We start from the raw sequence: 26,647 nt of genomic DNA on the forward strand, positions 1-26,647 counted from the left end.
AGATGGAGCGCTGCACGAATGGACGCACCCCTGCCCACGGGCGACCGCCCGACCGTCACGGTCTGCCGCGGCTGCTGCTGCGGCACCACGAAGAAGCGACCCGGCGTCGACCACGCCGCCCGGCTCGACGCCCTGCGCACGATGCTCGGCGACCGCGCGACGCTGCGGGTCACCGACTGCCTCGGACCCTGCGAACGCTCCGACGTCGTCGTGGTCAGCCCGTCGCGGGAGGCCCGACGCTCGGGCGCCCGCCCCGTCTGGCTCGGCCGGCTCAACGGACGGCACGAAACCTCGGCGATCGCCGACTGGGTCGGTGCCGGAGGGCCGGGCGTCGCAGACCTCCCCGAGAGCCTGCGCCGGTCCCCGTTCCGTCCCACGCCGGATGCGGTGGTCCTGTGAGCCGCGCAGGCGCCTCCCCCGTCCCGGCCGGACGTCGCGGTGCCGGCCACATCCTGCTCGTCGGCTACGGGACGCACCCCGACTACGACCCGGCCTGGACCCGCCGGCTGCACGACGGGGCGTGACCGGTCAGGCCTCGAAGACGCACTCCCCGTCGATCCAGGTCGAGCGGACCCGCGCCGCGCCGATCTCGTCGGGCGTCACTAACGGGTCGGCGTCGAGCACGACGAGGTCGGCCACCGCGCCGACGGCGATCGTGCCGGCGTCGTCGCGGTGGTTCACCCAGGCCGAGCCGCTGGTGTAGGCCGCGAACGCCACCTCGATCGGGAGGCCCTGCTCGGGCAGGAACGGCTCGGTGCCCGCAACCCCCGTGTCGCCGTACGACGTCCGGTGCACGGCGGTGTGGATCGCAGCCAACGGGTCGGGAGTGCTCACCGGCCAGTCGCTGCCGGCGACCAGGCGTGTGCCGGCGGCGTGGAGGTCGCCGAACGGGTACTGCCGCCCCGCCCGCTCCGGCCCGAGGAACGGGATCGTCAGCTCGGTCATCTGGTCGTCGTTGCAGGCCCACAGCGCCTGGATGTTCGCGGCGACGCCGAGCCGCGCGAAGCGGGCGACGTCGTCGGGGTGCACCAGCTGCAGGTGCGCGACGTGGTGCCGCCGCGCGGGGTCGGTGCCCTCGAGCGCGTCGAGCGCCTCGCGCACGCCACGGTCGCCCAGCCCGTGGAAGTGCACCTGGAAGCTCTCCCCGTCCAGCCGGGAGACGTACGACGGCAGCCGGGCCGGGTCGACGAAGGAGATGCCCGAGTTGCCGGTCGCGTGCCCGCACCGGTCGAGGTAGGGCTCGACGAGCGCAGCCGTCCCGTTCTCGGCCACGCCGTCCTGCATGATCTTCACGGCCGTCGCGGCGAACCGGCCGCGGGAGAAGTCCCCGCGCTTGGCGACCAGGTCGGCCACCTGCTCGATCCCACGGTCACGCTCCCACCAGAGCGCACCGACCACGGTCGCGGTCAGGTCGCCGCTCGCAGCCGCCCGGGCATAGGTCGGCCCGGCGTCGCGCATGCCGGAGTAGGCACCGACGATCGCGTCCTGCCAGCTGGTGATCCCGAGGGAGTGGAGGTACCGCTGGCCCTCGAGGAAACCGGCGTACATCTGCGCGTCGTCGGCCTCCGGGAGCACGCCGGAGAGCAGGTCCATCGCACCCTCGTGGAGCATCCCGGACGGCGTCCCGTCGGCGTCGCGCTCGATGCGCCCGTGGGCGGGATCCGGAGTCGCCGCGGTGATGCCCGCGAGCGCCAGGGCGCGGCTGTTGGCCCACATGCCGTGGTGGTCGCGGTTGACCAGCGCGACCGGCCGGTCCGCCACCACCGCGTCGAGCTCGGCCGCGGTCGGCAGGCCGCCGGGGAAGGCCGCCATCGCCCAGCCGCCACCCTGGATCCAGTCCAGCTGCGGGTGCGCGGCGGCGTACTCCCTGATGTGCGCGAGGTAGGCCGCGGCGTCGACCGGGAGTCCGCTGAGGTCGCAGGCCAGCCGCTCGAGCCCGCCCTGGATGGGGTGCACGTGCGCGTCGGTGAAGCCGGGCAGCAGCAGCGCTCCCCCGACGTCCACGACCCCCGCCCCCGCCGGCGCGACGTCCTCGCCAACGGCCACCACCCGGCCGCCTGAGACGACGACGTCGCCGACCGCGCCGAGGTAGGAGTGCCCGTCGAAGACCGTCGCGTTGCGGAAGACCGTGCTCACGGCCGCCATCCTCCACCCCCCGACGCGTGCGGGGCAGCAGCCCGATACGTTCGTGAGCCATGTCGACCATCTCGGGTACGAACGAGGAACGCGGCCTCGCCCGCCTCGCCCAGCGCAGCGCAGCGTGGACCGAGAAGTGGTTCCCCGACGCCTACGTCTTCGCCCTCGCGGGCGTCGTGCTGGTGTCGGTGGCCGCGATGGTCAACGGCTCCAGCCCGGTGCTGGTGGCCGAGACCTTCGGCGGCGGCTTCTGGGACCTGGCCCAGTTCACGCTCCAGATGGCGATGGTCGTGCTCACGGGGTACGTCGTCGCGACCTCGCCGCCGGTCGCGAAGGTGATCGAGCGGATCGCGCTCTACCCGTCCAGCCCGCGCGGCGCGGTGGCCTTCGTCGCCCTGCTGTCGTGCCTCGTGTCGATGCTCAACTGGGGCCTCAGCCTCGTCTTCAGCGGCCTGCTCGCGCGCGCCATCGCACGCCGCCCCGACCTGCGCACCGACTACCGAGCGCTCGGTGCCGCGGCGTACCTCGGCCTCGGTGCCGTCTGGGCGCTCGGCCTCTCGTCGTCGGCCGCCCAGCTCCAGGCGACGCCCGCGTCGCTGCCGCCGGAGCTGCTCGAGATCACCGGCGTGCTCGACTTCGGCACGACGATCCTCACCTGGCAGTCGCTCGTCATGGCCGCGATCCTGATCGCGCTCAGCGTCGTCATCGCGTGGGCGTCGGCGCCGCAGGGCAAGGCGATCAGGACCGCCGAGGACATGGGCGTCGACCTCTCCGACGACGTCGCGCCGATGGCCGAGCGCACCCGTCCCGGCGAGTGGCTGGAGTACTCCCGCGTGCTGCCTGTCCTGGTCGGCCTGCTCACCCTCGGCTGGCTCGTCCAGCAGTTCGCGACCTTGCCGTTCCTCAGCGTGATCAGCAGCCTCAACGGCTACCTCATGGTCTTCCTGATCCTCGGCCTCGTCCTCCACGGCACCCCGCGCGGCTTCCTCAACGCGGTCGCCAAGGCCGTCCCGACCACCGCCGGCGTGCTCGTGCAGTTCCCGTTGTACGCCGCCATGGCCGCGGTCCTCACCCGTGCCGACGGTCGCGGTGGGGTGACCGTGTCGGAACACCTCGCCGACCTGTTCACCAGCATCGGTGGAGGCGGTGCGTTCGCCGTGGTGATCGCGCTCTACACCGCGCTCCTCGGCCTGCTCGTCCCCTCGGGCGGCGGCAAGTGGCTCGTCGAGGCGCCGTACGTCATGCAGTCGGCCACCGACGTCGGGATGAACCTCGGCTGGACCGTGCAGATCTACAACGCCGCCGAGGCACTGCCCAACCTGGTCAACCCGTTCTTCATGCTGCCGCTGCTCGCCGTGCTCGGGGTCCGCGCACGCGACCTCGTCGGATTCACGTTCCTGCAGTTCCTCTTCCACCTGCCGGTGGTGCTGCTGCTCCTCTGGCTCCTCGGCACGACCTTCGAGTTCGTGCCACCGGTCACCCCCTGACCGGGCTTCAGGTGCGGGGCTAGCGTGGAGAGGTGGACGACGCGCAGCTGAAGCGGGCGGCCGACGCGGCGATGCTGCCGATCGTCGCGTCGCTCGGCGCGGTGGGGGTGATCGGCGCCCACTGGCTCCCGGACCGGGAGGGCAACCCGGTCGTGTGGATCCAGGTGCAGAGCGAGGCAGGTCGGGTCGCGGTGCAGTCCTACAGCTGGGTGCTCCCGCAGGTGCAGGCGATGCTGATGCGGCTCAACCTCGCGCCCGAGCTGGTCCTCGCCCTGCGGCTCGAGGTCACCTCGGTCGAGGCGGAGGACCGGCTCTTCGACGAGTGAGTGGCCGGGCTACTTCCCGGCCGCCTCGATGGCCTCGTCGATCGCATCGTTGAAGCGCGCCAGCCCGCCGGCGAGGTCGGCGATCGCCCGGTCCCCCAGCGTGTTCACGATCGTGCGGAGCCCCTCGGCGCGCGCCTCGGACTCGATGCCGTACGCCGTCTCGCCCGCCGCGGTCGCGCGCACCAGCATCGCCGTCGCGCCGGGGTCGTGGTGGCGCTCGACCCACCCGTGGGCCTCGGCAGCGCTGACCTGGCGGTTGATCGTCGACTGCTCGAGCTGGAGCTGCTCGGCCAGCCCACGCATGGTGTGCGGGCCGTGCTCGATCACGAGCCACAGGATGCGGAACGCCGAGGCGTCGAGGTCGGTCACCGACGAGCCCGTCTCCCGCCGCCGTCCGAGCCGCATGAGCTCGTGGCGGAGGGCGGCCAGGGTCTCGTCGGTGACCGCGACCCCCTCAGACGGTGGCATCGGCAGTCTCGTCCAGATCGACGCCGATCGCGTCTGCGCGACGCCTGACCGCAGGCACGAACGCCGCGATCGCGACGCCGACGAACGCGGCGACCGCACCGACGACGAAGCACCAGCGGAAGGCCGACTCGCTCGGCACGGCGAAACCACCGAGGCTGGTCGTGCTGCTGGTGAGCAGCGTCGCCATCACGGCGGCGGCGAGCGTCGTACCAGCCGAGCGCATCAGGCCGTTGACGCCGACGGCGGACGCGGCCTCGTGGCCGGGCACCGAGTCGAGGATCAGCGTGGGCATCGCGGCGTAGCCGATGCCGACGCCGGCGGAGGCGACGCAGGAGGCGACGAGCAGCTGCCACGGGGCGTCCATCAGCACGAGCGCGACGAGGTAGCCCGCACCGAGCACGGCGGCGCCGATCATCAGCGTCTTCTTCGCGCCGATGCTGCGCATCAGCCCGCTGGAGACCGGAGCGAAGACCAGCATCATCAGGCCGGCGGGCGCCATCCAGAGGCCGGCGCCGAGGATCGACTGGCCGAGGCCGTAGCCGGTGGCCTCGGGCATCTGCAGCAGCTGCGGGACGACGATCGACTGGGCCATCATCCCGAACCCGATGGCGACGGCGGCCAGGTTGGTCATCAGCACGGCCGGCGAGGCGGTGGTGCGCAGGTCGACGAGCGGCTCGTCCTGGCGGAGCTCGAAGAAGCCCCACGCGACCAGGACGACGAGGCCGAGGACGATCGCGCCCCACGTGCGGCCGCTGTCCCAGCCCCAGGTGCTGCCCTTGGAGACGCCGACGAGGAATGCCGAGAGGCCGATGGTCAGGCCGATGGTGCCGGGCACGTCGAGGCGGCCGGGGTGGCCGTCGTGCACGTGGGGCACCGCGAACCACGTGAGGAGGGTGATCACGGCGGAGAGCCCGGCGGCGACCCAGAAGAGGGTGTGCCAGTCGCCCGAGTCGGCGATCCACGCGGCGAGCGGCAGGCCGATCGCACCGCCGACACCGAGGGTGGCGCTCATCGTCGCGACCCCGGTCGAGGCCATCTCCGGCGGCGCGAACTCGCGGATGAACGAGATGCCGACGGGGATGAAGCCCATCGCCATGCCCTGCAGGGCGCGGCCGGCGAGGACCGGGGCGAGCGAGTCGGAGAGCGCGCAGACGGCGGAGCCGATCATGAGCAGCGCCGCGCTAGCGGTGAGCACCCGCTGCTTGCCGACCATGTCGGCGATCCGGCCGGCGACCGGCATCGTCACGGCCGCGGCCAGCAGGGTGATCGTGATGACCCATGACGCGTTCGACGACGACGTCGACAGGAACTGCGGCAGCTCGGTCTGGATCGGGATCACCATGGTCTGGGTGAGGGCGGCGCTGAGGCCGCCGGCGCACAGGACGGCGATGGCCAGTCCGGGGTGCTGCGCAGGAGTCGTACGAGAGGTCATGTGTGCAACATACACAAGTTGCGCATGACAACCAATTCGCGCACCTCTCGCGATCAGCGCACCACGGCCACCGGGCACTCGGCGCGGTGCAGCACGACCTGGCTCACCGAGCCCAAGAGCAGTCCGCTGAAGAAGCCGAGCCCGCGCGAGCCGACCACCACGAGCGACGCACCGGCGGACGCGTCCACCAGCGCCTGGCCGGGCGCGACGGCCACGACCTCGTGCTCGAGGCGTACGTCGGGGTGGTCCTCACGCACGCCCGCGAGGCTCTCGGAGAGCAGCAGCTCCCGCTCCTCGCTGTCCACGCTGCGCGGCTCGCTCTTCCACACGTCGGTCGAGGGGGCGTGGACGCGCCACGCGTGGATCGCGACCACGGTCTCCCCCGTGTCCTCGGCGCGCCGGCAGGCGTAGTCGAGCGCGGCCGCGCTGGAGCGCGAGCCGTCGATGCCGACCACGATGCGCCGCGCCTCCTCGTCCCGCGCCTTCCGTACGACGACGACCGGGCACGTCGCGTGCCGGGCGAGGTGCTGGCTGACCGAGCCGAGCAGCGCCTCGCCCGTGCGGCCGTGGCCGTGGCTGCCGAGCACGACCACCGAGGACTCGTCCGCGGCCCGCAGCAGCTCCGCGACCGCCTGTCCCGTGTGGATCTCGGTGGTCACACCGGCCACGCCTGCGTCCGCGAGCGCCTTGGCCGCCTCGTGGACGATCACGTCGGTGTCGCGACCGTAGGGGGCCGCCGGCACGACGGTGCCTGCGATGGCTCCCAGGTGCGGCGGCAGCATCTCGTCGACCGCGACCACCCGCACCGCAGCACCGGTGCGGAGGGCCTCCGCGGCCGCCCAGTCGAGCGCGCGATCGGCGTCGGCCGATCCGTTGTAGGCCAGCAGGATGGGGAGTGTCGTCGTCATGCCTCCACGCTCGCGCGGGCGGCGCGCGCAGTGCAGGGGCCGAGGTCCCGGGGTCGGTGGGCGAAGGTCCCGCTCAGTCCACCCTCAGTCGACCTTGAGCTCGCCGAGCTCGTTCCAGCCGTCCTGGTCGACGGCGGTGCTGACGATGTCGGGGGTGCGGGCGAGGTACTGCGGCAGCTCGGCCTGGGCGGCCTTGAAGTGGTCCGAGCCGACGTGGGCGGCGCCGGCGTCGCCGTCGCGGAACGCCTCCACGAGGACGTACTCGTTCGGATCGTCGAGGCTGCGCGACCAGTCGAACCAGAGGCAGCCCTCCTCGCCGCGGGTGGCCTCGGTGAAGGCCCGGGAGATCTCGGGCCACGCCTCGGCGTGCTCCGGCAACACATGGAACTTGGCGGTGATGAAGATCAAGACGTCTCTCCTCCAGCAGTCAGTGGCGGGTCAGGTCGCGGGTGTGGCGTCGGGCGTCGAGACCGGGTGCGCGGATCCGTCGACGGCCGACTGGATCGCCGCCCCGACCTTCTCCGAGACGATACCGAGCAGGGCTCCGGCGACGATCGCGAGCAGCGCGCCGCCGGTGTCGAAGCCGGTGCCGAAGAAGATCGCCGTGCCGGCGAAGCCGCCGGGGATGAACGACAGCAGCGGCAGCGCGGCCTCGATGCAGAGGACGAAGCCGACGACGGTCACCATCACGGCGAGCGCGAGGGTCGAGCTGCTGACGTGCTCCAGGCCCTGGCTGATCACCCAGCCCCAGAACACACCGGCGACGTTGGCGGCGAGCCCTTTGGCGAGGCCGGTGGTCCCGCCACCGGCCGCGAAGAAGCACGCCCACGCGATGAACGCGACCCAGGTGATCCACGTCAGCTCGACGCTGGCGAAGGTCCAGACGCCGGCGAGCACGCCGACCGAGATGCCGATTCCCAGCAGTGACTTCATTCCGTTCATGGGGTGCTCCCTCTCAGGGGGTGAGGATCGCGCGGCCGCGGACCCGGCCGGCGTCGAGGTCGGAGATCGCGGTCTGGAAGTCGTCCAGCGCGTACTTCTGCGTGTGAAGGGTGACCGCGCCGCGGGCCGCAAGAGCCATCAGGTCGCACAGGTCGTTGTAGGAACCCACGAGGTTGCCGACGATGTTCTTCTCCGAGGAGATGAGGTCGATCGTCGGGACCACGACGTCCTCGCCGTAGCCCACGACGTGGTAGTCGCCGGCCTGGCGGGTCATCGCCAGGCCCTCGGCCGTCGAGCCACCCTCGCCGACGAAGTCGATGACGACCTCGGCGCCGAGGCCACGAGTGATGTCGAGGATCTCCTCGACCTGCCTGCCCTCGGCCACCACGCCCTGGTCGGCGCCTATCGAGAGCGCCAGCTTGAGCGCGTCGGGGTTGCGGTCGACCACGATCAGCTGGGCCGGCGAGAGCGCCTTCATCACCTGGATGCCGATGTGGCCCAGGCCGCCGGCGCCGATCACGACGCACGTGTCGCGCGGGGTCAGCCGACGGGCCGCCTTCGCAGCCGCGTGGTAGGCCGTCAGCCCGGCGTCCGCGAGCGCGGCGACATCGGCCGGCTCGAGCGAGTCGTCGATCGGCACGACGCTGCGCGCCGAGGTCCTCAGGTACTCGGCGTACCCACCGTCGGCGTTGATGCCCGGGAACTGGTTGTTCTCGCAGTGCACGTCGTCGCCGGTGCGGCACGCGCGACACAGGCCGCAGGTGATCAGCGGGTGGACGATCACCTTGTCGCCCTCGCGGACGTTGGTCACCGCCGAGCCGACGGCGTGCACCCAGCCGGCGTTCTCGTGGCCGATCGTGTAGGGCAGGGCGACACCGCTCTTCTCCTCCCACTGGCCTTCCAGGATGTGCAGGTCGGTGCGGCACACGCCGGCGCCGCCGATCCGCACGATGACGTCGAAGGGGCCGGTGGCCTCGGGGACGTCGATCTCGGTCATCTCCAGGTCGCGGTGGTAGCCGACGACCTGGACGGCTCGCATCTTCTTCGCGGCTGTGCTCATCGGGTGTGCTCCTTCGACGGTGACGGGACCAGGGCGGTCAGGGGGATGAAGGTCGGGTCGTAGGACGCATCGGCGTCCTCGGCGCCGTCGGCGCGATGCACCTGCGCCTCCTCCGACCCGGGGTAGCGGGTGCGCAGCAGCCCGCGGCAGAAGTGCGCGTTGCCGTCGATCGAGATCCGCGTCGACCTCGCCCGCCGCACCGCCATGGGTACGTCGTCGGGCTGCGCGCCCGTGTGGTCGACGAGCACCGGCGACGTGGCCGCGAGCGGCAGCCCGAGCGCGCTCCGGCGTCGCAGCAGGGCCTCGGTGTGCGGACCCCGGGGCAGGTCGCGCAGGACGACCTGCCCCAGGGTGTCGAGGTGGCGGTCCGGATCCGAGCGGAGCAGCCCGGTCAGGCACCGCTCCATCGCGGCCGTGTGCGCCTTGCGCCGGAAGGTCTCCCGCAGCTCCTCGAGGTCCTGCTCGGCCTCGTGGCCGAAGGTGCCGCGGTAGCCGGCGTCGGCCGCGAGCCCGGCGTTGATCTTGTCGGAGTCGTGGTGGTCGTCGAGCTGCACCACCACGTGGTGGGTCCACGGCAGTGCGGTGAGGACGTCCTTGCTGTCCGAGGCCATCAGGTAGGCGAAGTTCGGCGAGCAGAACGACGTGGGCAGCCGGAGGTGCACCTCGACTCCCCCGGTCTCCTCGACGATGACCGACCGGACGAACCCGAGGTCGGTGATCGGCTCGTCGAGCTCCGGGTCGAGGACCTGGCCGAGCGCCTCGTGCACTGCGTCGACGTACGACGCTGCGGCGCGGGTGGCGGTGAGCGTCACGGTCACACCGCCGCCATGCTGCCCGCGTCGGCGGCCTCGGGGTCGCGCGGACCGGTCTCCGTCGCGTCGGCCTCGGGCAGGCGCAGCTCGGCCGGCACCTCGACGTCGTACATCTTCGCGGCGTTGAGCCCGAGGATCTTCTTCTTCTGCGCCGTGGTGAGAGGGGCGTACTCGGTCATGTCCTCGGGGATCTGGAAGTCGACGAACGCCTCGATCAGCCACCTCGGTGTCCACAACGCGTAGTCGGAGGAGAACTGGATGCGGTCCTCGCCGATCCAGTAGAGGAGCTCGCCGATGATCTGCGCGAAGTAGCGCGGACGCGTGTGGATGAACGGCATCGCGACCGCGAGGCCGCCGTGCACGTTGGGCTCCTGGGTGGCGATCCAGCAGAAGTCCTCCAGGCGGGGCAGGCCGACGTGCTCGACGACGAAGTTGAGGTCGGTGAAGTCGGTGGCGACGTGGTCCACGTCGGCGACGTCGAAGGCGTCGCGGTCCAGCGGCCGAATGGTGGGGCCCTTGTGGATGTGGATGTTGGTGATCCCGAGCTCGCGGCACAGCTCGAAGTAGCGGTAGGCCATCGGGTCGTCGAGGCGCCAGCCGCGCGAGTCGCCGTGCCACTCCGCGGTGTAGAGCTTCACGCCCTTGAGCCCGAACCGCTCGGCGTCGGCGCGCAGCTGGTCGAGGCCGGCCTCGCCGTTGCGGGGGTCGAAGTTGTGGTTGTAGGTCAGCTTGCCGGGGTTGGCCTGCGTGAGCGCGAACGCCTCCTCGGTCTGCCCGAAGCCGCGGTGGTAGAACTCGCCGAGGAAGGCCGGCTGGAACACCGCGTGGTCGACGTAGCCGTCCTCGAAGAGGTCCTTCATCAGCCGCTCGCCGCCCTGGTAGAGGTAGTCCTCCTTGGTCCAGACCTCGGACTCGGGCGAGAGGTTGCGGTGGTAGTCGTAGAAGCAGTCGATGAACTGCTGGCCCTGCACGTTCCGGATGTTCTCGGGCCGGGCGTCCCACAGGGCGATGTGGGCGTCGACGATGAAGTAGCTCTCGCCGTCCTTGGTGTACATGGGGCCTCCGATGAGGTGGTGGGGCGGGCGCGGGTGACGGACGTCACCAGCTGCGGTGCCTCCGGACGCTAGGTCCGCCCACGCGCCACGGGACCCGGCCGGCCGTCTCAATCTGAGATCTGGCGGCGTCTCAATTTGAGACGCGGTCCAGGCGACCCCACGCGGGCGCGGTTGTAACGTCGGTCACACCGAACGAGGGGGTGTGCCGTGGCCGACGGAGGTCTTCCCGAGCGCGCCCTGCGGCACCGCGAGGTGCAGCGCTCGCTCCCCGGCGCGGTCGTCGACGCCGAGCCGGCGAGCCTCTCCGAGCGGCTCGTCGCCTCGTGGCAGCGAAGCGAGGACTACGGCGTGTCGCTGGAGGAGATCGAGCCCCGCTTCACCGGCACGGTCAACGACGAGTCCCTGTTCTTCGAGTGCGGGCGTGAGGTCCTGGCCGACCTGCACGCGACCCTCGTCAACGAGCCGGTCTCGCTCATGCTGACCGACGCCGAGGGCCTGGTCCTCAACCGGATGAGCGGCGACAACGCGCTGCTCCGCGCGCTCGACAAGGTGCACCTCGCACCCGGTTTCGGCTATGCCGAGCGCACCGTCGGCACCAACGGCCTGGGCCTGGCGATCGCCGACCGCGCGCCCACCGTCGTACGCGCCGACGAGCACTACTCCCTGAGCCTCTGCAGCTACACCTGCGCCGCCGTGCCCGTGCTCGACCCGCTCAGCGGGCAGCTCGAGGGCTGCGTCAACCTCACCACGTGGTCGTCGCAGTCGAGCGAGCTGCTGCTGGCACTGGCGCAGTCGGCCGCGAGCACCACCTCGGCCCTGATGCTGGCGCGCTCGCGCGGGCAGCGACCGCGCCCTGCGCAGCGCGGCGAGGTGTTCCGGGTGGAGACCCCGCGGCTCGAGCCCGGGGCCGGGGCGCTCGCCGCGCTCGGCAGCCAGTGGACCGACGCGGTGGCCCACGCCGCCGCCGCGATGCGCGACGGGCGCATCGTCGCCGCGGTCGGCGAGGACGGGGCCGGCCGCTCGACCCTGCTCGCGCAGGCGATGCGTCAGGCCTTCCCGCGTGAGCGGATCCTGGCCGCCTCTCCCCCGGCACCGCAGGACAGCGAGGCGTGGATCGGGCTGTGGACCCCCGAGCTCGGCAAGCCCGACACCGGCATCCTGGTGCGCGACGTCGACCTGCTTCCTGCCTGGGTCGCCGAGCACGTCCGCGACCTGGTGCTGCAGGCGCGGGTCCGCGCGATGGAGGGCGAGCGCGTCCCCTTCTGCCTCACCGCAGGAGGCCTCGACACCGTGCCGCCGGCCCTCGCGCCGCTGGTCGAGACAGTGGTCGCGGTCCCGCCCCTGCGCGAGCGGTCGGGCGACGTCGTGCCCCTGGCTCACCACGTCGCGCACCGGGTGCGCGGTCGCGAGGTCACCATCACGCCCGCCGCCGAGACCGCCCTCCGCGGCTGCGGCTGGCCCGGCAACGTACGCCAGCTGGCGCAGGAGGTGACCCACGCGGCCCGCCTCACCGACACCATCGACGTGCGCCACCTCTCGGCCGACGTGCTCTCGGGCTCCTCCCGCCGGCTGACCCGGATCGAGACCTTCGAGCGCGACGAGATCGTCCGGGTGCTGATGCGGCCCGGCATCTCGATGCAGGAGGCTGGCTCCGAGCTCGGGATGAGTCGCGCCACGGTCTACCGCAAGCTCGCGCAGTACGACATCCACGTGCCGCGCGCGGGCTCCTGAGCGTGCGTGCGAGCATGACGGCGTGACCCGCTCCCGACGCCTGCTGCTGGTCGTGGACGCACCCTCGCTGCTGCACCGCAACCACCACGCGCGCTCCCACACGGGCCTGCGCGACCGGTCCGGCCGGCCGATCTGGGCGCTGCACGGGATGCTGCGCCAGATCCTGGAGTCGATCGACTCCTTCGCCCCCGACGCGGTGCTCTTCGGGCTCGACGACCGCACCGGCTCGGTCCGCCGCGACGCCTACCCCGACTACAAGGCCGGCCGCGCGGAGAAGGACCCCGAGCTCGTCGACCAGCTCGACCGCGCGGGTGCGCTGCTCGACGCCCTCGGCCTGGCCACGCTGACCCCGCCCGGGCTGGAGGCCGACGACGTCAACGCCTCCGGCGCCACGTGGGCCACGGCCAACGGCTGGGACTGCGTGATCATCACCTCCGACCGCGACGCCTTCGCGCACATCAGCCCGCACACCCAGGTGCTGCGCCTCATCGACGGCGGCATCCACGGCTCACCCATGCTCAACCCGGCACGCCTGTTCAACATGTACGGCGTCCGCCCGGCCAACTACCTCGCCTTCGCCGCGCTGCGCGGCGACTCCAGCGACAACCTCCCCGGCGTGCAGGGCATCGGCGAGAAGACCGCGGCGATCCTGCTCGAGGTGGCCGGATCGATGGAGGCCGCGTGGGCCGACGTCGACAACCTCGAGGGCAGCTCGCTCGCCGCCGCGCTCGACGACTGGGCCGCGGAGAACGGCGCACGCCGCCTCGGCGAGACCGTCGTACGACGGCTGGCGGCGCCGGGTGCCCGCGCGCGCTACGAGTTCAACGTCCAGATGATGTCGGGCAAGGACGACCTCGACCTCGGCCTCACCCCCGACGTGCCGGGCTCGCGCGGGCTGCTCCCCCTCGACCTCGACCGGGTCACCAAGGTGGTCGGGTTCCTCGACAACGACTTCACCACCGACTTCGCCGTGCGGGTGCTCACCTCACGTCCCGCCTCCGGCTGACAGGTGCTCCCGGGCGCCCCTTCCCACATCGAGGGGACGCGCGTTCGTGACTGATGGGTAGTTCACCTGATGTCCACCTTCCGGCCTCCCCCGCGCACACAGGGCCCGGACAGAGTGAGGACGACACCGCACTCGCACTCACTCGGCACGGAGACCTCGATGACGGACACCGCCCCTCGCCCGCTCCTTCCCATGGCCGGCCTCACCCACGGCAGCCGCAGCGCGGTCACCTGCCACCTCCGGTGCGGCGACGCCTGCTTCACGACGGCCCCGAACACCACCGAGACGTCGTACTTCCGTGACGTCGCGGCACACGCCCTGAAGCGTCGTACGGTCGTCGGCGCAGGCCTCACCGCCACCGCCCTCGGCGTGGTGGGCGCTGCCCCGGCCGCCGCCGGACGCGGCCACGGGCACGACCACGGGCACGGCCATGGCCATGGCGGCGGTCACCACGACGACTCGCTGGCGTTCACCGCGATCGCCCCGGTCGCCACCACGGTCGACGACGTGACGGTGCCGTCGGGCTACGAGTGGGACGCGATCATCCGCTGGGGCGACCCGATCCTGCGCGGCGCGCCGGCCTTCGACCCCGCCCGCCAGACGCCCGAGTCGCAGGCCGGGCAGTTCGGCTACAACAACGACTACCTCGACATCATCGAGACCAACCGCTCGGGCACCCGGGCGCTGCTGGTGTGCAACCACGAGTACACCAACGAGGGCATCATGTTCCCGCCCGGCTTCGACGCGGCGACCCTCGTCCGCACGGTGTGGGCCGCGCACGGCATGTCCGTCGTCGAGCTCGAGCGCCGCCGCCGCGGCGACACCTGGCGCTACGTCCCCGGCGCCCGCCTCAACCGCCGGATCACCCTCGACACCCCGTTCGTCCTCGACGGCCCCGCCGCCGGCTCCGACCTGCTGAAGACCGCCGAGGACCCGACCGGCACGAAGGTCCGCGGCACGATGAACAACTGCTCCGGCGGCACGACGCCGTGGGGCACGGTGCTCTCCGGCGAGGAGAACTTCAACCAGTACTTCAAGGCCACCGGCACCGACCCGCGCGAGGCCCGCTACGGCCTCTCCGCCACGCAGGACGCCCGCAACTGGCGGGCCGTCGACCCGCGGTGGGACGCCACCCAGGCGGCGTACGCCAACGAGCCGAACCGGTTCGGCTGGATCGTCGAGATCGACCCGTCCGACCCGCGCTCGACGCCGGTCAAGCACACCGCGATGGGCCGCTTCAAGCACGAGGGCGCCAACGTCATCGTCAACCGCGACGGCCACGTGGTGGCCTACATGGGCGACGACGAGCGCTTCGACTACCTCTACCGCTTCGTGTCCAAGGACCGGCTGCACGGGCGCGGCGGCAGCTGGCGCCGCCACGGCAACCGCTCGCCGCTGAGCGAGGGCGACCTCTCCGTCGCCCGCTTCACCGGTGACGGCCTCGAGGACGGCGTCAGCGACGGCACCGGCGAGTGGATCCCGCTGACCAAGGACGGCGAGTCGATGGTGCCCGGCTTCACGCTCGAGGAGGTCCTGGTCTTCACGCGCCTGGCCGCCGACGCGGTGATGCCCACCAAGATGGACCGGCCGGAGGACGTGCAGCCCAGCACCCACAACGGCCGCATCTACGTCGCGTGCACCAACAACACCGACCGCGGCAAGGTGGGCAAGGAGGGCCCCACCGAGCCCAACCCGCGCAACGCCAACAAGGACGGCCACATCGTCGAGATCTCCCCGACGGACGGCGACCACACGAGCGACACGTTCAGCTGGGACCTGTTCCTCATCTGTGGCGACTCGGCGTCCGCCGGCACCTACTTCGGCGGCTGGACCGGCCCGGTCTCGCCGATCTCGTGCCCCGACAACGTCGCCTTCGACAGCGTCGGCAACCTCTGGATCTCCACCGACGGCCAGCCCAGCGCGATCAAGCTCAACGACGGCCTGTTTAAGGTGCCGGTCGAGGGCCCGGAGCGCGGCCACGTCCAGCAGTTCCTCGCCGTGCCCGCCGGCGCGGAGACCTGCGGCCCGGTGATCCACGACCGCGACGGGTCCGTCTTCGTCGCCGTCCAGCACCCCGGCGAGGACGGCACCTGGGCCGCTCCCCAGTCCCGCTTCCCCGACTTCGTCGCCGCCGGCGCCACCCCGCGCGCCGGCCAGTTCGCCGGCCCGCGGCCCTCGGTCGTCCAGGTCACCCGCGACTGACCCGCACTCCCCCAGATCGCTCCACCGGTCGCGCCGGGCCACCACGGCCCGGTGCGACCGCGCACGCCTGCCTGCGCTGAACCCTGCACTGAACCCTGCACTCGACCCTGCCCGGAACTCGGACCCGAAGGACTCGTCATGCCATCCCACCCGCTTCGTCGTACGACGCTCGCTGCCGCTCCCCTCGCCGGCCTGCTGGTCGGCTCCCTCCTCATCGCAGCCCCGGCCCACGCCGGCGGCCACGACCACGGTCACGGCGGTGGCCACGGCCACGGCGGTCACAGCCGCACCGTCGAGGTCCCCACGCTCGTCGGCCGCGCCACCATCGACGCCGACTACCTGGCCCCCGGCCCGCCGTCGGGCGCGCAGATGACGCCCGCCAACGGACGCACCGGCCCGTTCCCCGGCCAGGTGATCCCGGGCTTCTCCGCGATGGTCGACAACGGCGACGGCACCTTCTGGGCCATGCCCGACAACGGCTTCGGCGCCAAGGGCAACTCGGCCGACTTCCTGCTGCGGATGTACCTCGTCGAGCCCAGCTTCGAGGGCGCGGGCGGCGACGGCTCGGTCGACCTGCCCGAGTTCATCTCCTTCGCCGACCCCGACCACAAGGCGGGCTTCCCGATCGTCAACGACAGCACCGACGAGCGCCTGCTCACCGGAGCCGACTTCGACATCGAGTCGGTGGTCCGGCTGCGCGACGGCAGCTTCCTCGTCGGCGAGGAGTTCGGGCCGTTCCTCCTGCACTTCGACGAGGACGGCGCCCTGCTCGACGCACCCGTCCCGCTCCCCGGCGTCCAGTCGCCCCAGAACCCGGCGCTCGGCGGCGCCCAGCCGACGCTGCCGGCCAGCAAGGGCTTCGAGGCGACGGCGTACGACGGCTCGCGCTACGCCTACCCCGTCCTCGAGGGCGCGCTGATCACCGAGACCGACCAGCGGGTGCGCTGGATCAACCAGTTCGACACCCGCACGATGCGCTACACCGGCAAGAAGTGGGCCTACCGCACGGTCGAGGCGGCCAACCTGGTCGGCGACGCGTTCATGACCGGCCGGAACCGGATGCTGCTCCTCGAGCGCGACAACTTCGGCGGCGCCCAGGCGGTCACCAAGCGGATCGTCGAGGTCGACCTCGGCCGCACCGAGCCCGGCGGCCACCTCGTCGCCGAGCCGGTGCTCGACCTGCTCGACATCGCGAACCCCGACGGCATCGGCGAGGGCGACGGCTACGGCACCGGTGACCCGTTCGCCTTCCCGTTCGTCTCCGACGAGACCGTCGTCCAGCTGCGCGACGGCAGCTTCGTCTTCACCAACGACAACAACTTCCCCGGTGACGACGCCCGCGTCGACGGCACGCCCGACGACATCGAGATCATCCACGTCGAGATGCGGCGCCAGAAGGTCCGCACCGGCGGCCCGACCGTCTTCGCGCACCGCGGCGCCTCCGGCTACCGCCCCGAGCACACCATCGCCGCCTACGAGCTCGCCGCCCGCCAGTGCGCCGACTTCGTCGAGCCCGACCTGGTGATGACCAAGGACGGCGTGCTGGTCGACCGCCACGAGCCGGAGATCGGCGGCACCACCGACGTCGCGTCGCACCCCGAGTTCGCCGGCCGCCGCACCACCAAGCAGCTCGACGGCCGGGCCGTCACCGGCTGGTTCGTCGAAGACTTCACCCTCGCCGAGCTCAAGACGCTGCGTGCGGTCGAGCGACTCCCCCAGCTCCGACCGGAGGGCGCGACCTACAACGGGCTCTACCAGGTGCCGACCTTCGACGAGGTCCTCGCCTTCGCCCGCCGTACCGAGACCTGCGACGGCGAGCCGATCGGCGTCATCCCCGAGATCAAGCACAGCACCTACCTGGCGCAGGCGGGCCTGCCCGCCGAGCAGCCGGTGCTCGACGCGCTGGCGCGCAACGGCGTACGTCCCGGTGACACGCCGGTCGTGATCCAGAGCTTCGAGGTCTCGAACCTCCAGCGGCTGTCGCGGATGACCCGCTTCGACCTGGTCCAGCTCGTCGACTGCGCCGGTGCGCCGTACGACCAGGTCGTCGCCGGCACCGGGGTGACGTACGCCGACCTGGTGACCAAGACGGGCATGCGCGGCATCGCGAGGTACGCCGACAGCGTCGGGATGTGCAAGGACGTGATGATCCCGCGCAACGCCGACGGCAGCCTCGGCACGCCGACCGCGGCGATCGGCAACGCCCACCGGGCCGGCCTGACCGTCACCGGCTGGACCTTCCGCCGGGAGAACTCCTTCCTCCCGCTGGACTTCCGGTCCTCCGCCGACCCGGCCGCGGTCGGCGACCTCGCCGGCGAGATCCGCACCTTCCTCCGGGCCGGCATGGACGACTTCTTCACCGACAACCCGGACGTCGGCGCGGCCGTGGCGGCGAGCTGGCGGGGCTGAGCCTGTGATCTGATCGGGCCATGAAGCGGTGGTGGCTCCTCGGGTTCCTGGCAACCATCTTCACGGTCCTCGGCGTGGTCCTCGTGGTCGCGCTCGGCAGGGAAGATCCCGTCGGCTACGTCGCCGGCGGGATCTTCCTCGTCGTGGGCCTGGGCATGTGGGTGCCGGCCCTGGCGATGCGCCGCGAGGAGCACCTGGACGACGTCGCGGCCCCCGACGCCGCTCCGGGCGGGGTTCCCTGGTCCGAGGTGGCGGAGAGGATCCGCGCGCGCTTCGCCGGCACGCCGTTCACCGTCGAGACCGAGGGCAGCGTGATCCGGGTCCGCGCCGACCTCGCCGACGCGACGTTCCTGACGTGGGCGGCAGCGCACCACGTCCGCGAGGTGCGCATGGTCGAGGTGGTCGCGAAGAAGCCCGGTGAGGCGATCACCCGCGACGTCTCGCAGGGCTTCGACCTCCGTGGCGGCGCCGGCGTGCTGACCGGGAGCGCGCGGGTGCAGTCGGGCCGCTCGTGGAGCTACACGCGACGCGTCGAGCTCGGCGTCGGGACCGACGGGTCGGTGGGCAAGCAGGTCGACATCGACTTCAGCAGCTCGCAGATCCAGGGCCCGGTCGACGAGGTGCTCCGCGAGACCGGCTGGAAGGCGTCGTGGTGGGGCGCGCTGCCTGCCGAGGCCAAGGGTGCGCTCGTGATGGGCGCGGTCGGTGGCCTCGGAGCCATCGCAGCCGTCGTCGCCGTGATCATCGACGCGGTGACCTGACGCGGTCCCTACGATCGGGCCATGGCCCGTCCGCTCGCCGTCGCCGGCACCGTCGCGGTCGTCTCCACGGCGCTGCTCGTGGCGGCCGTGGCGCAGGGCTGGCTCGGGCCCGACGTCGGGCGCGGGGCGAACTTCTGCGAGGCGCCCCACGACGGCTGGATCCGCCAGCCCGCGAACGCGCTGTCCAACGTGGGCTTCGTGGTGGCCGGCCTGCTCATCGCGGTGCGCGCGGATCGGCTGCCGCGCGACGGCGTGATGTCGACGACCGTCGCGACGTCGTACGCCTGCGTGGTGGTGCTGCTCGGTCCCGGCTCCGCGGCGATGCACGCGACGCAGAGCGCGTGGGGCGGGCACCTCGACATGCTGAGCATGTACCTCGTCGCCGGCTTCGCTGCCGCCTGGGCGTGGGTCCGCTGGACCCGCCGCGGCACCACGGCCTTCCTGATGGCGTACGCCGCCTGCGTGGCGGCGTGCGAGCTGGTCGGCCTCTGGTCAGACCCGGTGCCGGTGGTGCACTACTCCGGCAACCTCGCCTTCGGCCTCCTCCTGGTCGCCGCAGTGGTGCTCGAGACCCGCATCTGGCGGCGCGGCGAGACGACCACCGTGTTCGCCAACGGCGTGGTCTCGCTGACCGCGATGCTCGTCGCCTTCACCATCTGGCTGCTCACGAACGCGGGCATGTGCGACCCGCACTCGCTGCTCCAGGGGCATGCCGTGTGGCACCTGCTGTGCGCGGTGGCGGCGTACTGGCTGTTCCGGCTCTACGCGTCCGAACGATCGGTGAACACCGCCTCGGGGAGGTTGACCCGGGCCGAGGTCGTGTAGGTAGATGGACCGGCTCCCGGGCACCCCCGGGGCGCTCGGATCTCTCGGAAAGCGGTTCTGCATGACCTCGCAGCTCACTCCCGCCCGTCGCACCGTCCTCACCGGTGCCGCCGCACTCACCGCGGCCGGTTTCGTCGCACACCCCCTCCCCGCGATGGCGCACGGCGGACGGCACGGCCACCACCCGCGCAGCACCCGGCTCACCGTGCTCGGCACCACCGACCTCCACGGCAACGTCTTCAACTGGGACTACTTCAAGAACCTCGAGTTCGACAACACCGCCCACGACGACATCGGCATCGCCAAGGCGGCCACGCTGATCAAGGCCGCCCGCCAGCAGCTGGGCCGCCAGCCGGTGCTGACGCTCGACGCCGGCGACACCATCCAGGGCACGCCGCTGGCCTACTACTACGCCCGCATCGAGCCGATCGGCCGTCGCACCATCCACCCGATGGCCAACGCGATGAACCTCGTCGGCTACGACGCGGCGGCGCTCGGCAACCACGAGTTCAACTACGGCCTCGACACGCTGCGCACCTTCGAGTCGCAGCTCAACTTCCCGCTGCTCGGCGCCAACGCCGTCGACCCGGCCACCGGACGCCCGGTCTTCCCGCCCTACGTGATCAAGCGCTACAAGGTGCACGGCGGCCCCGACCTCAAGGTCGGCGTGCTCGGCCTCACCAACCCCGGCATCGCGATCTGGGACAAGGCCAACGTCGAGGGCAAGGTCGAGTTCCCCGGCCTCGTCGAGCAGGCCCGCCGCTTCGTGCCCGAGCTCAAGCGCCGCGGCTGCGACGTCGTGGTGATCAGCGCCCACAGCGGCGCCGACACCTCGTCGTCGTACGGCGACGCGCTGCCATGGCCGGAGAACGCCGCCTCCTTGGTGGCCGAGCAGGTTCCCGGCGTCGACGCGATCCTCGTCGGGCACGCCCACCGCGACATCCCCGAGCGCTTCGTCACCAACACCGCCACCGGCCAGCAGGTGCTGCTGGTCGAGCCGGCCTACTGGGGCATGCGCGTGGCTGTGATGGACCTCGACCTCCAGCACCACCACGGCCGCTGGAAGGTCGTCGCCTCCCACGGGCAGACGCTCAACTCCAACACGGTCGATGGCGACCCGAAGGTGCTCGCGGCCGTGCGCCGCCAGCACGAGACGGTCGTCGACTACGTCAACTCCCCCGTCGGCACCTCGGCCGCCGCGCTGTCCGCGGCCCGTGCGGTCGTGGAGGACGTGCCGATCATCGACTTCGTGCAGTTCGTGCAGGCCGACGCGGTGAAGGCCGGGCTCACCGGCGCCGACGCCGCGCTGCCGGTGCTCTCGATCGCCGCGCCCTTCAACCGGGCGGCGTCCTTCCCGGCCGGGCAGGTGACGGTGCGCGACGTCGCGGGCCTCTACATCTACGACAACACGCTGCTCGGCGTGAAGGTCACCGGCGCCCAGGTCAAGGACTACCTCGAGTACTCCGCGCGCTACTTCCAGCAGGTGTCGGGACCCGGCCCGTTCACGATGGCGCAGGTGACCAACGCGGTCACCCCGACCGCACCCAACGGCACGCCCGACTACAACTTCGACACCGTCGCCGGCCTCGACGCCCCGCTGACGTACGACATCGACGTCGCCCAGCCGGTCGGCTCGCGCATCCTCAACCTGTCGTACGACGGCCAGCCGGTCGCGCCGGGCCAGGAGTTCGCGATGGCGGTCAACAACTACCGCCAGTCGGGCGGTGGCGGCTTCCCGCACGTGAGCACCGCCCCGGTGGTCTACAACCGGCAGAACGAGATCCGCCAGCTGCTCATCGACTGGGTGACGGCCAACGGCACGATCGACCCGGCCGAGTTCGCCTCGGTCGACTGGCGGCTCGTGTCGGGCGGCCAGCCGATCACGGTCACCTGATCACGAGCTGATCAGGACCCGGCGCGGCTCCTCGTCCCTGCTCCGATGTCCGGCGGCCACGCCGGCGAGCAGGCCGAGGAGCGCACCGGGGACGACCCAGCGCCAGCCGGACAGCGAGATCCACGACGCGTCGTCCGCCGGCGCCGGGGTCGCCGGCTGGCTGGCGGCCTGGGTCGCGAGGGGCTCACCCGGAACGTTGACGATCGCCGGCCCGCCGTCCTGCTGGACGACGCCGTTCAGAAGGCCGACGAGGCGGTCGGCCGGGCCGAGTTCCTGCCACTGGCCGATGGCGTCCTGGGTGACCGTCGTCGACACCCACGCCGTGCCGTCGGGGTCGATGTGGATCCGGTCCCAGCGCCACGGCGTGACGTCGTGGATCATCCAGGTGAGGTTGTAGTTGTCGCCGTCGTAGCCCGGCGGCTCGGCCTCGCCCACCGTCGCCCCGTCGGGCAGCAGCCGGACGATGGCGTCATAGGCCTGGTCGGAGTAGTAGAGCCCGCCGGCACCCGCGCCGACCTTGGTGACCAGCACGCTGGTGGGGCCTCCCGCGTCGGAGGTGGTGGGCAGCCCGATCAGGGCGGAGAGGGCGAGCACGGCGACGGCCAGGATCCTGCGCATGGCTCCTCCAGTGGAGTGAGGGGATGCAGGAGGTACACCGCCGGTGCCCGCGAGGTTCCCTATTCGCCCGACTCGGCGATCGCGGTCGCCTCCTCCTGCGTGAGGTCGCCCTCGAGGCGCAGGGTGAGGTCGTCGTGGAGCCAGACGAGGGTGGGCGCCGCCAGCCGGGAGGGCAGGTTCCGAACGTCGCCGTCCGGCGAGACGACCGTGACCTCGTGGGGCACCGGGATCCAGAGCGCGTCCCGGCCCGAGACCGTGGCGAACCCCGCGTCGGGCGCGGTCTTCCAGAAGAGCGGCTCGACCGAGCCCCGGAACTCGTCGAGGCGGACCGTCCCACCGTCTGTCTCCCAGCTGAGCGAGACCACGGCCGCGTCTTGTGAGATCTCGACGGCGTCTGGTGCGCCGAGGGCCTCGGGTACGACCGGGTCGAAGCCGGCGCGCTCGGCCGCGTCCTCGAGGCGGACGTCGCCGGTGGCCGGCGGAACGGTCGGCTCCTCGGTCGCCGGGTCGCCCGAGGTCACCGAGACGCCGTGGAAGCCGAACCACTCCCGGATCGTCGCGCCGACCGGCGAGGCGACCACGCCACCGGCGAGCAGGCCCAGGAACACACCTGCCGCCCACCGGCGCCACCGCCGGACGGGCCGCGTCGTGCGGACCCGCTCCATCACGGCCGCCTCGAGCCCGTCGGGCACGTCCACCTTCAGATCGCCGGCCAGCGCGGCCAGCTGCTCCTCGAGCGTCTCAGGCATGGTCCACCTCCTCCCTCGTCGAGCCGAGCTCCTCGCGCAGCCGTTTCAGCCCCCGGCTCAGCCGCGACTTCACCGTGCCGCGGGGCACGCCGAGCACGACGGCCGTCGAGGCCTCGTCGAGGTCGAGCAGGCAGCGGCAGACGACCACGCGTCCCATCGCCTCCGGCAACCGCTGCACCGCCGCGAGCAGCCGCTCCTTCTCCTCGCGGTCGGCCACCTCGGCGGCGGGGTCGATGAGCTCCGGCGGCAAGGATGTCGTTGCGCGTTCCTCGCGCGCTGATCGTCGTACGACACCACGGTGGGCGTTGCGGGTCTCGTTGGCCACGATCCGCAGCAGCCAGGGCCGGAACGGGCGGTCGGTGCGGAAGCGGTCCAACGACCGGTATGCCTTCACCAGCGCCTCCTGCACCACGTCCTCGGCGTCGCCGCCCGCACCCAGCAGCACCGCCGTCCGCATCGCCATCGGGGCGTGCCGGCGCACGAGCACGGCGTACGCGTCGGTGTCACCGGCGCGCACCCTGCCGATCAGCTCGGCATCTGGCGTCGCATCGTCCTCGGCGCTGATCGTCGCTCCCGTCCAGAGGGTCCCAGCACCGTGTCTACACCGCTGGAGCGGTGGAGGTTCCCGTCAGCAGCTCCGGTCTTGACTGGTTCTTGACTGTTCAATGAACATCGCGCCGCAGCCAGCGGGTACGACTCCAGCTCGGCGGAACGTCCGCCGATCCGACCCTGGAGATCTGTGCTCTCACTGACCTACATCAGCTCGACCACCGCAACCCTCACCAAGGAGCAGCTGGACGCCCTGGTGCGCAGCGCTCGAACGAAGAACGAAGGTCTGGGCATCACGGGGATGATGCTCAACGCGCGCGGCACCTTCATCCAGACCCTCGAGGGCCCCCACGAGTCCGTCGATGCGTTGTTCACGCTCATCGACGCCGACCCCCGACACCACCATCTGTTCATCGTCCGCCGCGAGGAGATCGCGACCCGACGGTTCACTGCGTGGTTCATGGGCTACCGCGAGATCTCGAAGGCCACGGCCGAGACCATCCCCGGCTTCACCGACTACCTGCGGACCGGCGAGATCCAGGGCCTGACCTCCCAACGCCACGCCACCCTGACCTCCCACCGCGTCTTCCACGAACGCGTCGCCTGAGCCCGGGTCTCGTCGGCCACGATCCGCAGCAGCCAGCAGCACCGCCGTCCGCATCGCCCTCGGGGCGCGCCGGCGCACGAGTACGGCGTACGCGTCGGTGTCCCGCCGCGCACCTGCCGATCAGCCGATCAGCTCGGCATCTGGCGTCGCATCGTCCTCGGCGCCGATCGTCACTCCCGCGCAGAGGTGTCCCAGCACCGGCCCACACCGCTCGAGCGGCGGTTTCAGCCTTGGTCTACGTCCGCCTGGCGAAGGTGACCTTGTTGTCGGCGTGGATGGTCATGGCGTAGCGCGAGTCGTGGGCGAGGCGGTGGTGGCGGGGGCATAGGAGGCGGCCGAGGGCGAGGTCGGTGAGGCCGCCGCGGGACCAGGGGTCGTCGTGGTGGGCGTGGCAGCCGGAGGCGGTGGTCTCGCAGCCGCGGGCGGTGCAGCCGCCGTCGCGCAGGCCGAGGGCGATGCGCTGTGCTTTGGTGAACAGCCGCCGGCTGCGGCCCAGGTCGAGCGGGATCGAGTGGCCGTCGAGGACGACGGGGATGATGCCGGCCTCGCACGCCAGCCGCCGGGCCTGCCCTGCGCTCATGCGGGAGCCGTCGTCGAGCAGCGCGGTCGCGTGCTCGCCGAGGAGCTGCTCGAGGCTCATGGTGACCACGACGGTCGCGTTGACCCCGGCTGTCTGCGGTGTGGCGTCGGTCGGGTAGCGCTCGACGTACTCGATGAACGCCTCGCCAAGCCGTCGGCGCAAGGGCTTCCAGTCACCGGACTCATCACGCAGCTCGGCCTCGGGGTGGCGGGCCGGGTTCGCGAGAGCGAGGAGGTGCCGCTTGAGCATCGCGCCGATGTGCGAGGGCACGGTGAACCGGCCGTGGCAGCGGCCCTTGCCGTCGTCGACCATGGTGAAGTCGACGGTCGCGGCGGCCCGGGACTCCTCGGCCTCCAGCACCGCCGCCTCCTGGATCTCGCCCAGCTCCGGCGCGACCACGTCGAGGATCCGCCTGCCCAGCCTGCGCAGCGCCTTGGCGTCGTGCTCGGCCGCGGCGGCGAGGAGGTGGTCACGTGCCTGCGCCCGGACCGTCGGGTCGATGATCCGGGTCGCGCCCTCCGCAGTGTGAACGGTGGCAGGGATCGCGTCGACCGCGTGGACGATGACGCGCGCCTGCTCCACCCGCAGCTCGCCTGTGCCCAACGCCCGGCCGGTCGGAGCGTGCAGGTCGTCCTCCAGCGCGCGGCCGAGCTTCGTCAAGCGCGCCGCGTCCGCGTGGGTGTGCCGGCTGCGCCCGGCCCACCACTGGTGGAAATGACGAGCCCCGGTCGCGTCCCCGAGCCGGCGTCGGTCAGCCTCGGCTACCACGCGGCACAGCTCGCGGGTCAGGCGACTCACCGCGGCGTCCAGCTCGTCGACCAGCCGCACGACGTCGTCATCCGACAGACCTCCGAGCGACACCTCGCCCACCTCGGTGAGCGACCCGTGCACCCGCGCCAGCACCTGGCTCACCACCGGCGACGCCTCCGGCTGCGTGCCAGGAGCACGCCACACGTCCGCGTGGGGCTGCTCGGCAGGTACGGCGCTCACTGGCTGGCCCCTCCGCACCCTCATCGGGCGCATGGACGACTTCGGTCGTGGGCCTGGTGTCAGTGAGGTGCGTGCAGCCGGATGTGTGGCTTCAGGAAGGACCCGAGCTCGCTGGCTCGAAACTATGTTCGATTCTACGCGTTGTGTCCGACAGCGTCAACTCCAGAACTGACGGACGTCGGAGCGCTTCGACGCACCTCCGGAGGACGGTGGTCGGGGTTACGCGCTGGCCTCGTCTGTCGCGGTGGCATCGGCGCCGGTCGCGTCGAGGGACCGGGGAGCCAACGGGCGTCGGGCCAGCCAGCCGCACCAGATCGCCAGCCCCGACCAGGCGAGGAACGGGCAGAACCAGACGGGTGTCCAAAGTGAGCCGGTCACGAACCCGCCGGCGAGGATCGTGAGTACGACGGGTTCGCGGTCTGCGGCGCGACGACGCAGGGCGGCCAGTACGAAAAGCAGGAGCCCGGCAACCACACAGGAGATGAACTGCCAAGGCACGAGCAGCACCCACGTCAGGCCGTCTGCCCGACGCGACTCGAACGACTCGGCATAGCTGGCGAACCTGAACGGCCAGAAGTCCGCTGCACCTGCCACCGCGGCAACCAACGCGCACGCCTGAACTCCGCGGCCGAGGACGACGCCAGCTCGACGACGCCCGATGCGGACGTCGGAGCCGGCGCGTCGGACCAGCACCTCAAGCCCTGGGAGCACGAGCAGCATCGCCAGCGGCAGCGCCTTGGCCGCGTCCATCCAGGTCAGGCCGAGGACGAGTCGCTGCTCATTGACCGACGTGCGCCCATGGGCGCTGTACTGCTGAAGCCAGACGGCAAGCCAGACCGATGCTGCGCAAGCCACACACGCCGCGGCAATCCGCAGCAACCCACCCGTCACCGGTCCGGTCACCCCAACAGGGTGCTCCGCCTGTAGACATTTCGACCACCATTTTCGGGCACGCGCAATGACGGGAGCCGCGCGGACCATCGAGTCCACCCGCCTTCACCCGCGGACGCGCTTGCCCGACCGCTCACGTCGCGGCTCCTTCAGCCACGCGGAAGGCGGCGGTTTGACGCACCTATCGCATGAGCTTCTGCAGGTGCGCG

Annotated in this window: 26 protein-coding genes; 12 read left to right on the top strand and 14 right to left on the bottom strand. The window is 71.9% G+C overall.

Features of this window, described 5'->3' with window-relative positions:
- Positions 1-18 precede the first annotated feature (18 nt).
- Positions 19-399 (top strand): (2Fe-2S) ferredoxin domain-containing protein, encoded by a 381-nt coding sequence (locus J2X46_RS21990; RefSeq protein ID WP_310254397.1) that lies wholly within the window; start codon positions 19-21, stop codon positions 397-399.
- Positions 396-524: a hypothetical protein gene (locus J2X46_RS21995; RefSeq protein WP_310254398.1), complete on the top strand. Its 129-nt coding sequence runs from the start codon at positions 396-398 to the stop codon at positions 522-524. Before J2X46_RS21990 ends, J2X46_RS21995 begins: the two co-directional genes overlap by 4 nt.
- Positions 525-528: 4 nt before the next feature.
- On the opposite strand, the gene J2X46_RS22000 is transcribed toward J2X46_RS21995, so the two are convergent.
- Positions 529-2,136: an amidohydrolase gene (locus tag J2X46_RS22000; protein ID WP_397215678.1), complete on the bottom strand. Its 1,608-nt coding sequence runs from the start codon at positions 2,134-2,136 to the stop codon at positions 529-531.
- Positions 2,137-2,195: 59 nt separating this feature from the next.
- Between J2X46_RS22000 and J2X46_RS22005 the strand changes: the two genes are divergently transcribed.
- Both J2X46_RS22005 and J2X46_RS22010 read left to right on the top strand, forming a co-directional pair.
- Positions 2,196-3,623 (top strand): TIGR00366 family protein, encoded by a 1,428-nt coding sequence (locus J2X46_RS22005; RefSeq protein WP_310254401.1) that lies wholly within the window; start codon positions 2,196-2,198, stop codon positions 3,621-3,623.
- Positions 3,624-3,655: 32 nt separating this feature from the next.
- Entirely contained in the window at positions 3,656-3,949 is a 294-nt protein-coding gene (locus J2X46_RS22010; RefSeq protein WP_310254402.1) for a hypothetical protein, read from the top strand.
- Between the two features lie 9 nt (positions 3,950-3,958).
- Here the strand turns inward: J2X46_RS22010 and J2X46_RS22015 are convergent, their stop codons facing one another.
- The 8 genes from J2X46_RS22015 to J2X46_RS22050 all read right to left on the bottom strand — a co-directional run bounded on the left by J2X46_RS22015 (position 3,959) and on the right by J2X46_RS22050 (position 10,626).
- Entirely contained in the window at positions 3,959-4,417 is a 459-nt protein-coding gene (locus J2X46_RS22015; protein ID WP_310254404.1) for a MarR family transcriptional regulator, read from the bottom strand.
- Positions 4,404-5,849 carry an MFS transporter gene (locus tag J2X46_RS22020; protein ID WP_310254405.1) on the bottom strand — a complete coding sequence of 482 codons (1,446 nt, stop codon included), beginning with the start codon at positions 5,847-5,849 and terminating at the stop codon, positions 4,404-4,406. Before J2X46_RS22020 ends, J2X46_RS22015 begins: the two co-directional genes overlap by 14 nt.
- A 53-nt stretch (positions 5,850-5,902) precedes the next feature.
- Complete coding sequence (locus J2X46_RS22025; RefSeq protein ID WP_310254406.1) at positions 5,903-6,757, bottom strand: universal stress protein; 855 nt, start codon at positions 6,755-6,757, stop codon at positions 5,903-5,905.
- Between the two features lie 84 nt (positions 6,758-6,841).
- Positions 6,842-7,165 carry a putative quinol monooxygenase gene (locus J2X46_RS22030; protein WP_310254407.1) on the bottom strand — a complete coding sequence of 108 codons (324 nt, stop codon included), beginning with the start codon at positions 7,163-7,165 and terminating at the stop codon, positions 6,842-6,844.
- 30 nt (positions 7,166-7,195) lie between these two features.
- Positions 7,196-7,699, bottom strand: a complete 504-nt coding sequence (locus J2X46_RS22035; RefSeq protein WP_310254408.1) for a DUF1097 domain-containing protein — start codon at positions 7,697-7,699, stop codon at positions 7,196-7,198.
- Between the two features lie 13 nt (positions 7,700-7,712).
- Complete coding sequence (locus J2X46_RS22040) at positions 7,713-8,759, bottom strand: NAD(P)-dependent alcohol dehydrogenase (RefSeq protein WP_310254410.1); 1,047 nt, start codon at positions 8,757-8,759, stop codon at positions 7,713-7,715.
- Positions 8,756-9,571 carry an iron-sulfur cluster assembly protein gene (locus J2X46_RS22045; RefSeq protein WP_310254412.1) on the bottom strand — a complete coding sequence of 272 codons (816 nt, stop codon included), beginning with the start codon at positions 9,569-9,571 and terminating at the stop codon, positions 8,756-8,758. The genes J2X46_RS22040 and J2X46_RS22045 overlap by 4 nt, the downstream gene beginning before the upstream one ends.
- A 2-nt stretch (positions 9,572-9,573) precedes the next feature.
- Positions 9,574-10,626: an amidohydrolase family protein gene (locus J2X46_RS22050; RefSeq protein ID WP_310254414.1), complete on the bottom strand. Its 1,053-nt coding sequence runs from the start codon at positions 10,624-10,626 to the stop codon at positions 9,574-9,576.
- A 207-nt stretch (positions 10,627-10,833) separates the two neighbouring features.
- On the opposite strand from J2X46_RS22050, the gene J2X46_RS22055 reads away from it, so the two are divergent.
- From J2X46_RS22055 to J2X46_RS22085, 7 genes are all read left to right on the top strand, one after another.
- Positions 10,834-12,357, top strand: coding sequence for a GAF domain-containing protein (locus J2X46_RS22055; RefSeq protein ID WP_310254416.1), 1,524 nt, complete (start codon positions 10,834-10,836; stop codon positions 12,355-12,357).
- Between the two features lie 22 nt (positions 12,358-12,379).
- Positions 12,380-13,363, top strand: a complete 984-nt coding sequence (locus J2X46_RS22060) for a 5'-3' exonuclease H3TH domain-containing protein (RefSeq protein WP_310254418.1) — start codon at positions 12,380-12,382, stop codon at positions 13,361-13,363.
- Positions 13,364-13,522: 159 nt separating this feature from the next.
- Positions 13,523-15,565 (top strand): PhoX family phosphatase, encoded by a 2,043-nt coding sequence (locus J2X46_RS22065; protein WP_310254419.1) that lies wholly within the window; start codon positions 13,523-13,525, stop codon positions 15,563-15,565.
- A gap of 138 nt (positions 15,566-15,703) precedes the next feature.
- A complete protein-coding gene (locus J2X46_RS22070; RefSeq protein ID WP_310254421.1) occupies positions 15,704-17,974 on the top strand; it encodes an esterase-like activity of phytase family protein in 2,271 nt (756 codons plus the stop codon).
- A gap of 20 nt (positions 17,975-17,994) precedes the next feature.
- Positions 17,995-18,735, top strand: coding sequence for a hypothetical protein (locus J2X46_RS22075; RefSeq protein WP_310254422.1), 741 nt, complete (start codon positions 17,995-17,997; stop codon positions 18,733-18,735).
- A 21-nt stretch (positions 18,736-18,756) separates the two neighbouring features.
- Positions 18,757-19,560 carry a ceramidase domain-containing protein gene (locus J2X46_RS22080; protein WP_310254424.1) on the top strand — a complete coding sequence of 268 codons (804 nt, stop codon included), beginning with the start codon at positions 18,757-18,759 and terminating at the stop codon, positions 19,558-19,560.
- Positions 19,561-19,621: 61 nt separating this feature from the next.
- Positions 19,622-21,454 (top strand): 5'-nucleotidase C-terminal domain-containing protein, encoded by a 1,833-nt coding sequence (locus J2X46_RS22085; RefSeq protein WP_310254425.1) that lies wholly within the window; start codon positions 19,622-19,624, stop codon positions 21,452-21,454.
- On the opposite strand, the gene J2X46_RS22090 is transcribed toward J2X46_RS22085, so the two are convergent.
- From J2X46_RS22090 to J2X46_RS22100, 3 genes are read right to left on the bottom strand one after another with little or no spacing between them, the layout of a single operon-like run.
- Positions 21,455-22,072, bottom strand: coding sequence for a hypothetical protein (locus tag J2X46_RS22090; RefSeq protein ID WP_310254427.1), 618 nt, complete (start codon positions 22,070-22,072; stop codon positions 21,455-21,457).
- Between the two features lie 59 nt (positions 22,073-22,131).
- A complete protein-coding gene (locus J2X46_RS22095; protein WP_310254429.1) occupies positions 22,132-22,821 on the bottom strand; it encodes a hypothetical protein in 690 nt (229 codons plus the stop codon).
- Entirely contained in the window at positions 22,814-23,338 is a 525-nt protein-coding gene (locus J2X46_RS22100) for an RNA polymerase sigma factor (protein WP_310254430.1), read from the bottom strand. Before J2X46_RS22100 ends, J2X46_RS22095 begins: the two co-directional genes overlap by 8 nt.
- A gap of 222 nt (positions 23,339-23,560) precedes the next feature.
- Here J2X46_RS22100 and J2X46_RS22105 point away from each other — a divergent pair, with 222 nt between their 5' ends.
- Complete coding sequence (locus J2X46_RS22105) at positions 23,561-23,977, top strand: BLUF domain-containing protein (protein WP_310254432.1); 417 nt, start codon at positions 23,561-23,563, stop codon at positions 23,975-23,977.
- 235 nt (positions 23,978-24,212) lie between these two features.
- Here the strand turns inward: J2X46_RS22105 and J2X46_RS22110 are convergent, their stop codons facing one another.
- Together J2X46_RS22110 and J2X46_RS22115 are read right to left on the bottom strand one after the other, a co-directional pair.
- Positions 24,213-25,547: a DUF222 domain-containing protein gene (locus J2X46_RS22110; protein ID WP_310254434.1), complete on the bottom strand. Its 1,335-nt coding sequence runs from the start codon at positions 25,545-25,547 to the stop codon at positions 24,213-24,215.
- A 219-nt stretch (positions 25,548-25,766) separates the two neighbouring features.
- Entirely contained in the window at positions 25,767-26,450 is a 684-nt protein-coding gene (locus J2X46_RS22115; RefSeq protein WP_310254436.1) for a hypothetical protein, read from the bottom strand.
- Between the last annotated feature and the right edge of the window lie 197 nt (positions 26,451-26,647).

This window comes from Nocardioides sp. BE266, assembly GCF_031457855.1.
Classification (GTDB): domain Bacteria; phylum Actinomycetota; class Actinomycetes; order Propionibacteriales; family Nocardioidaceae; genus Nocardioides.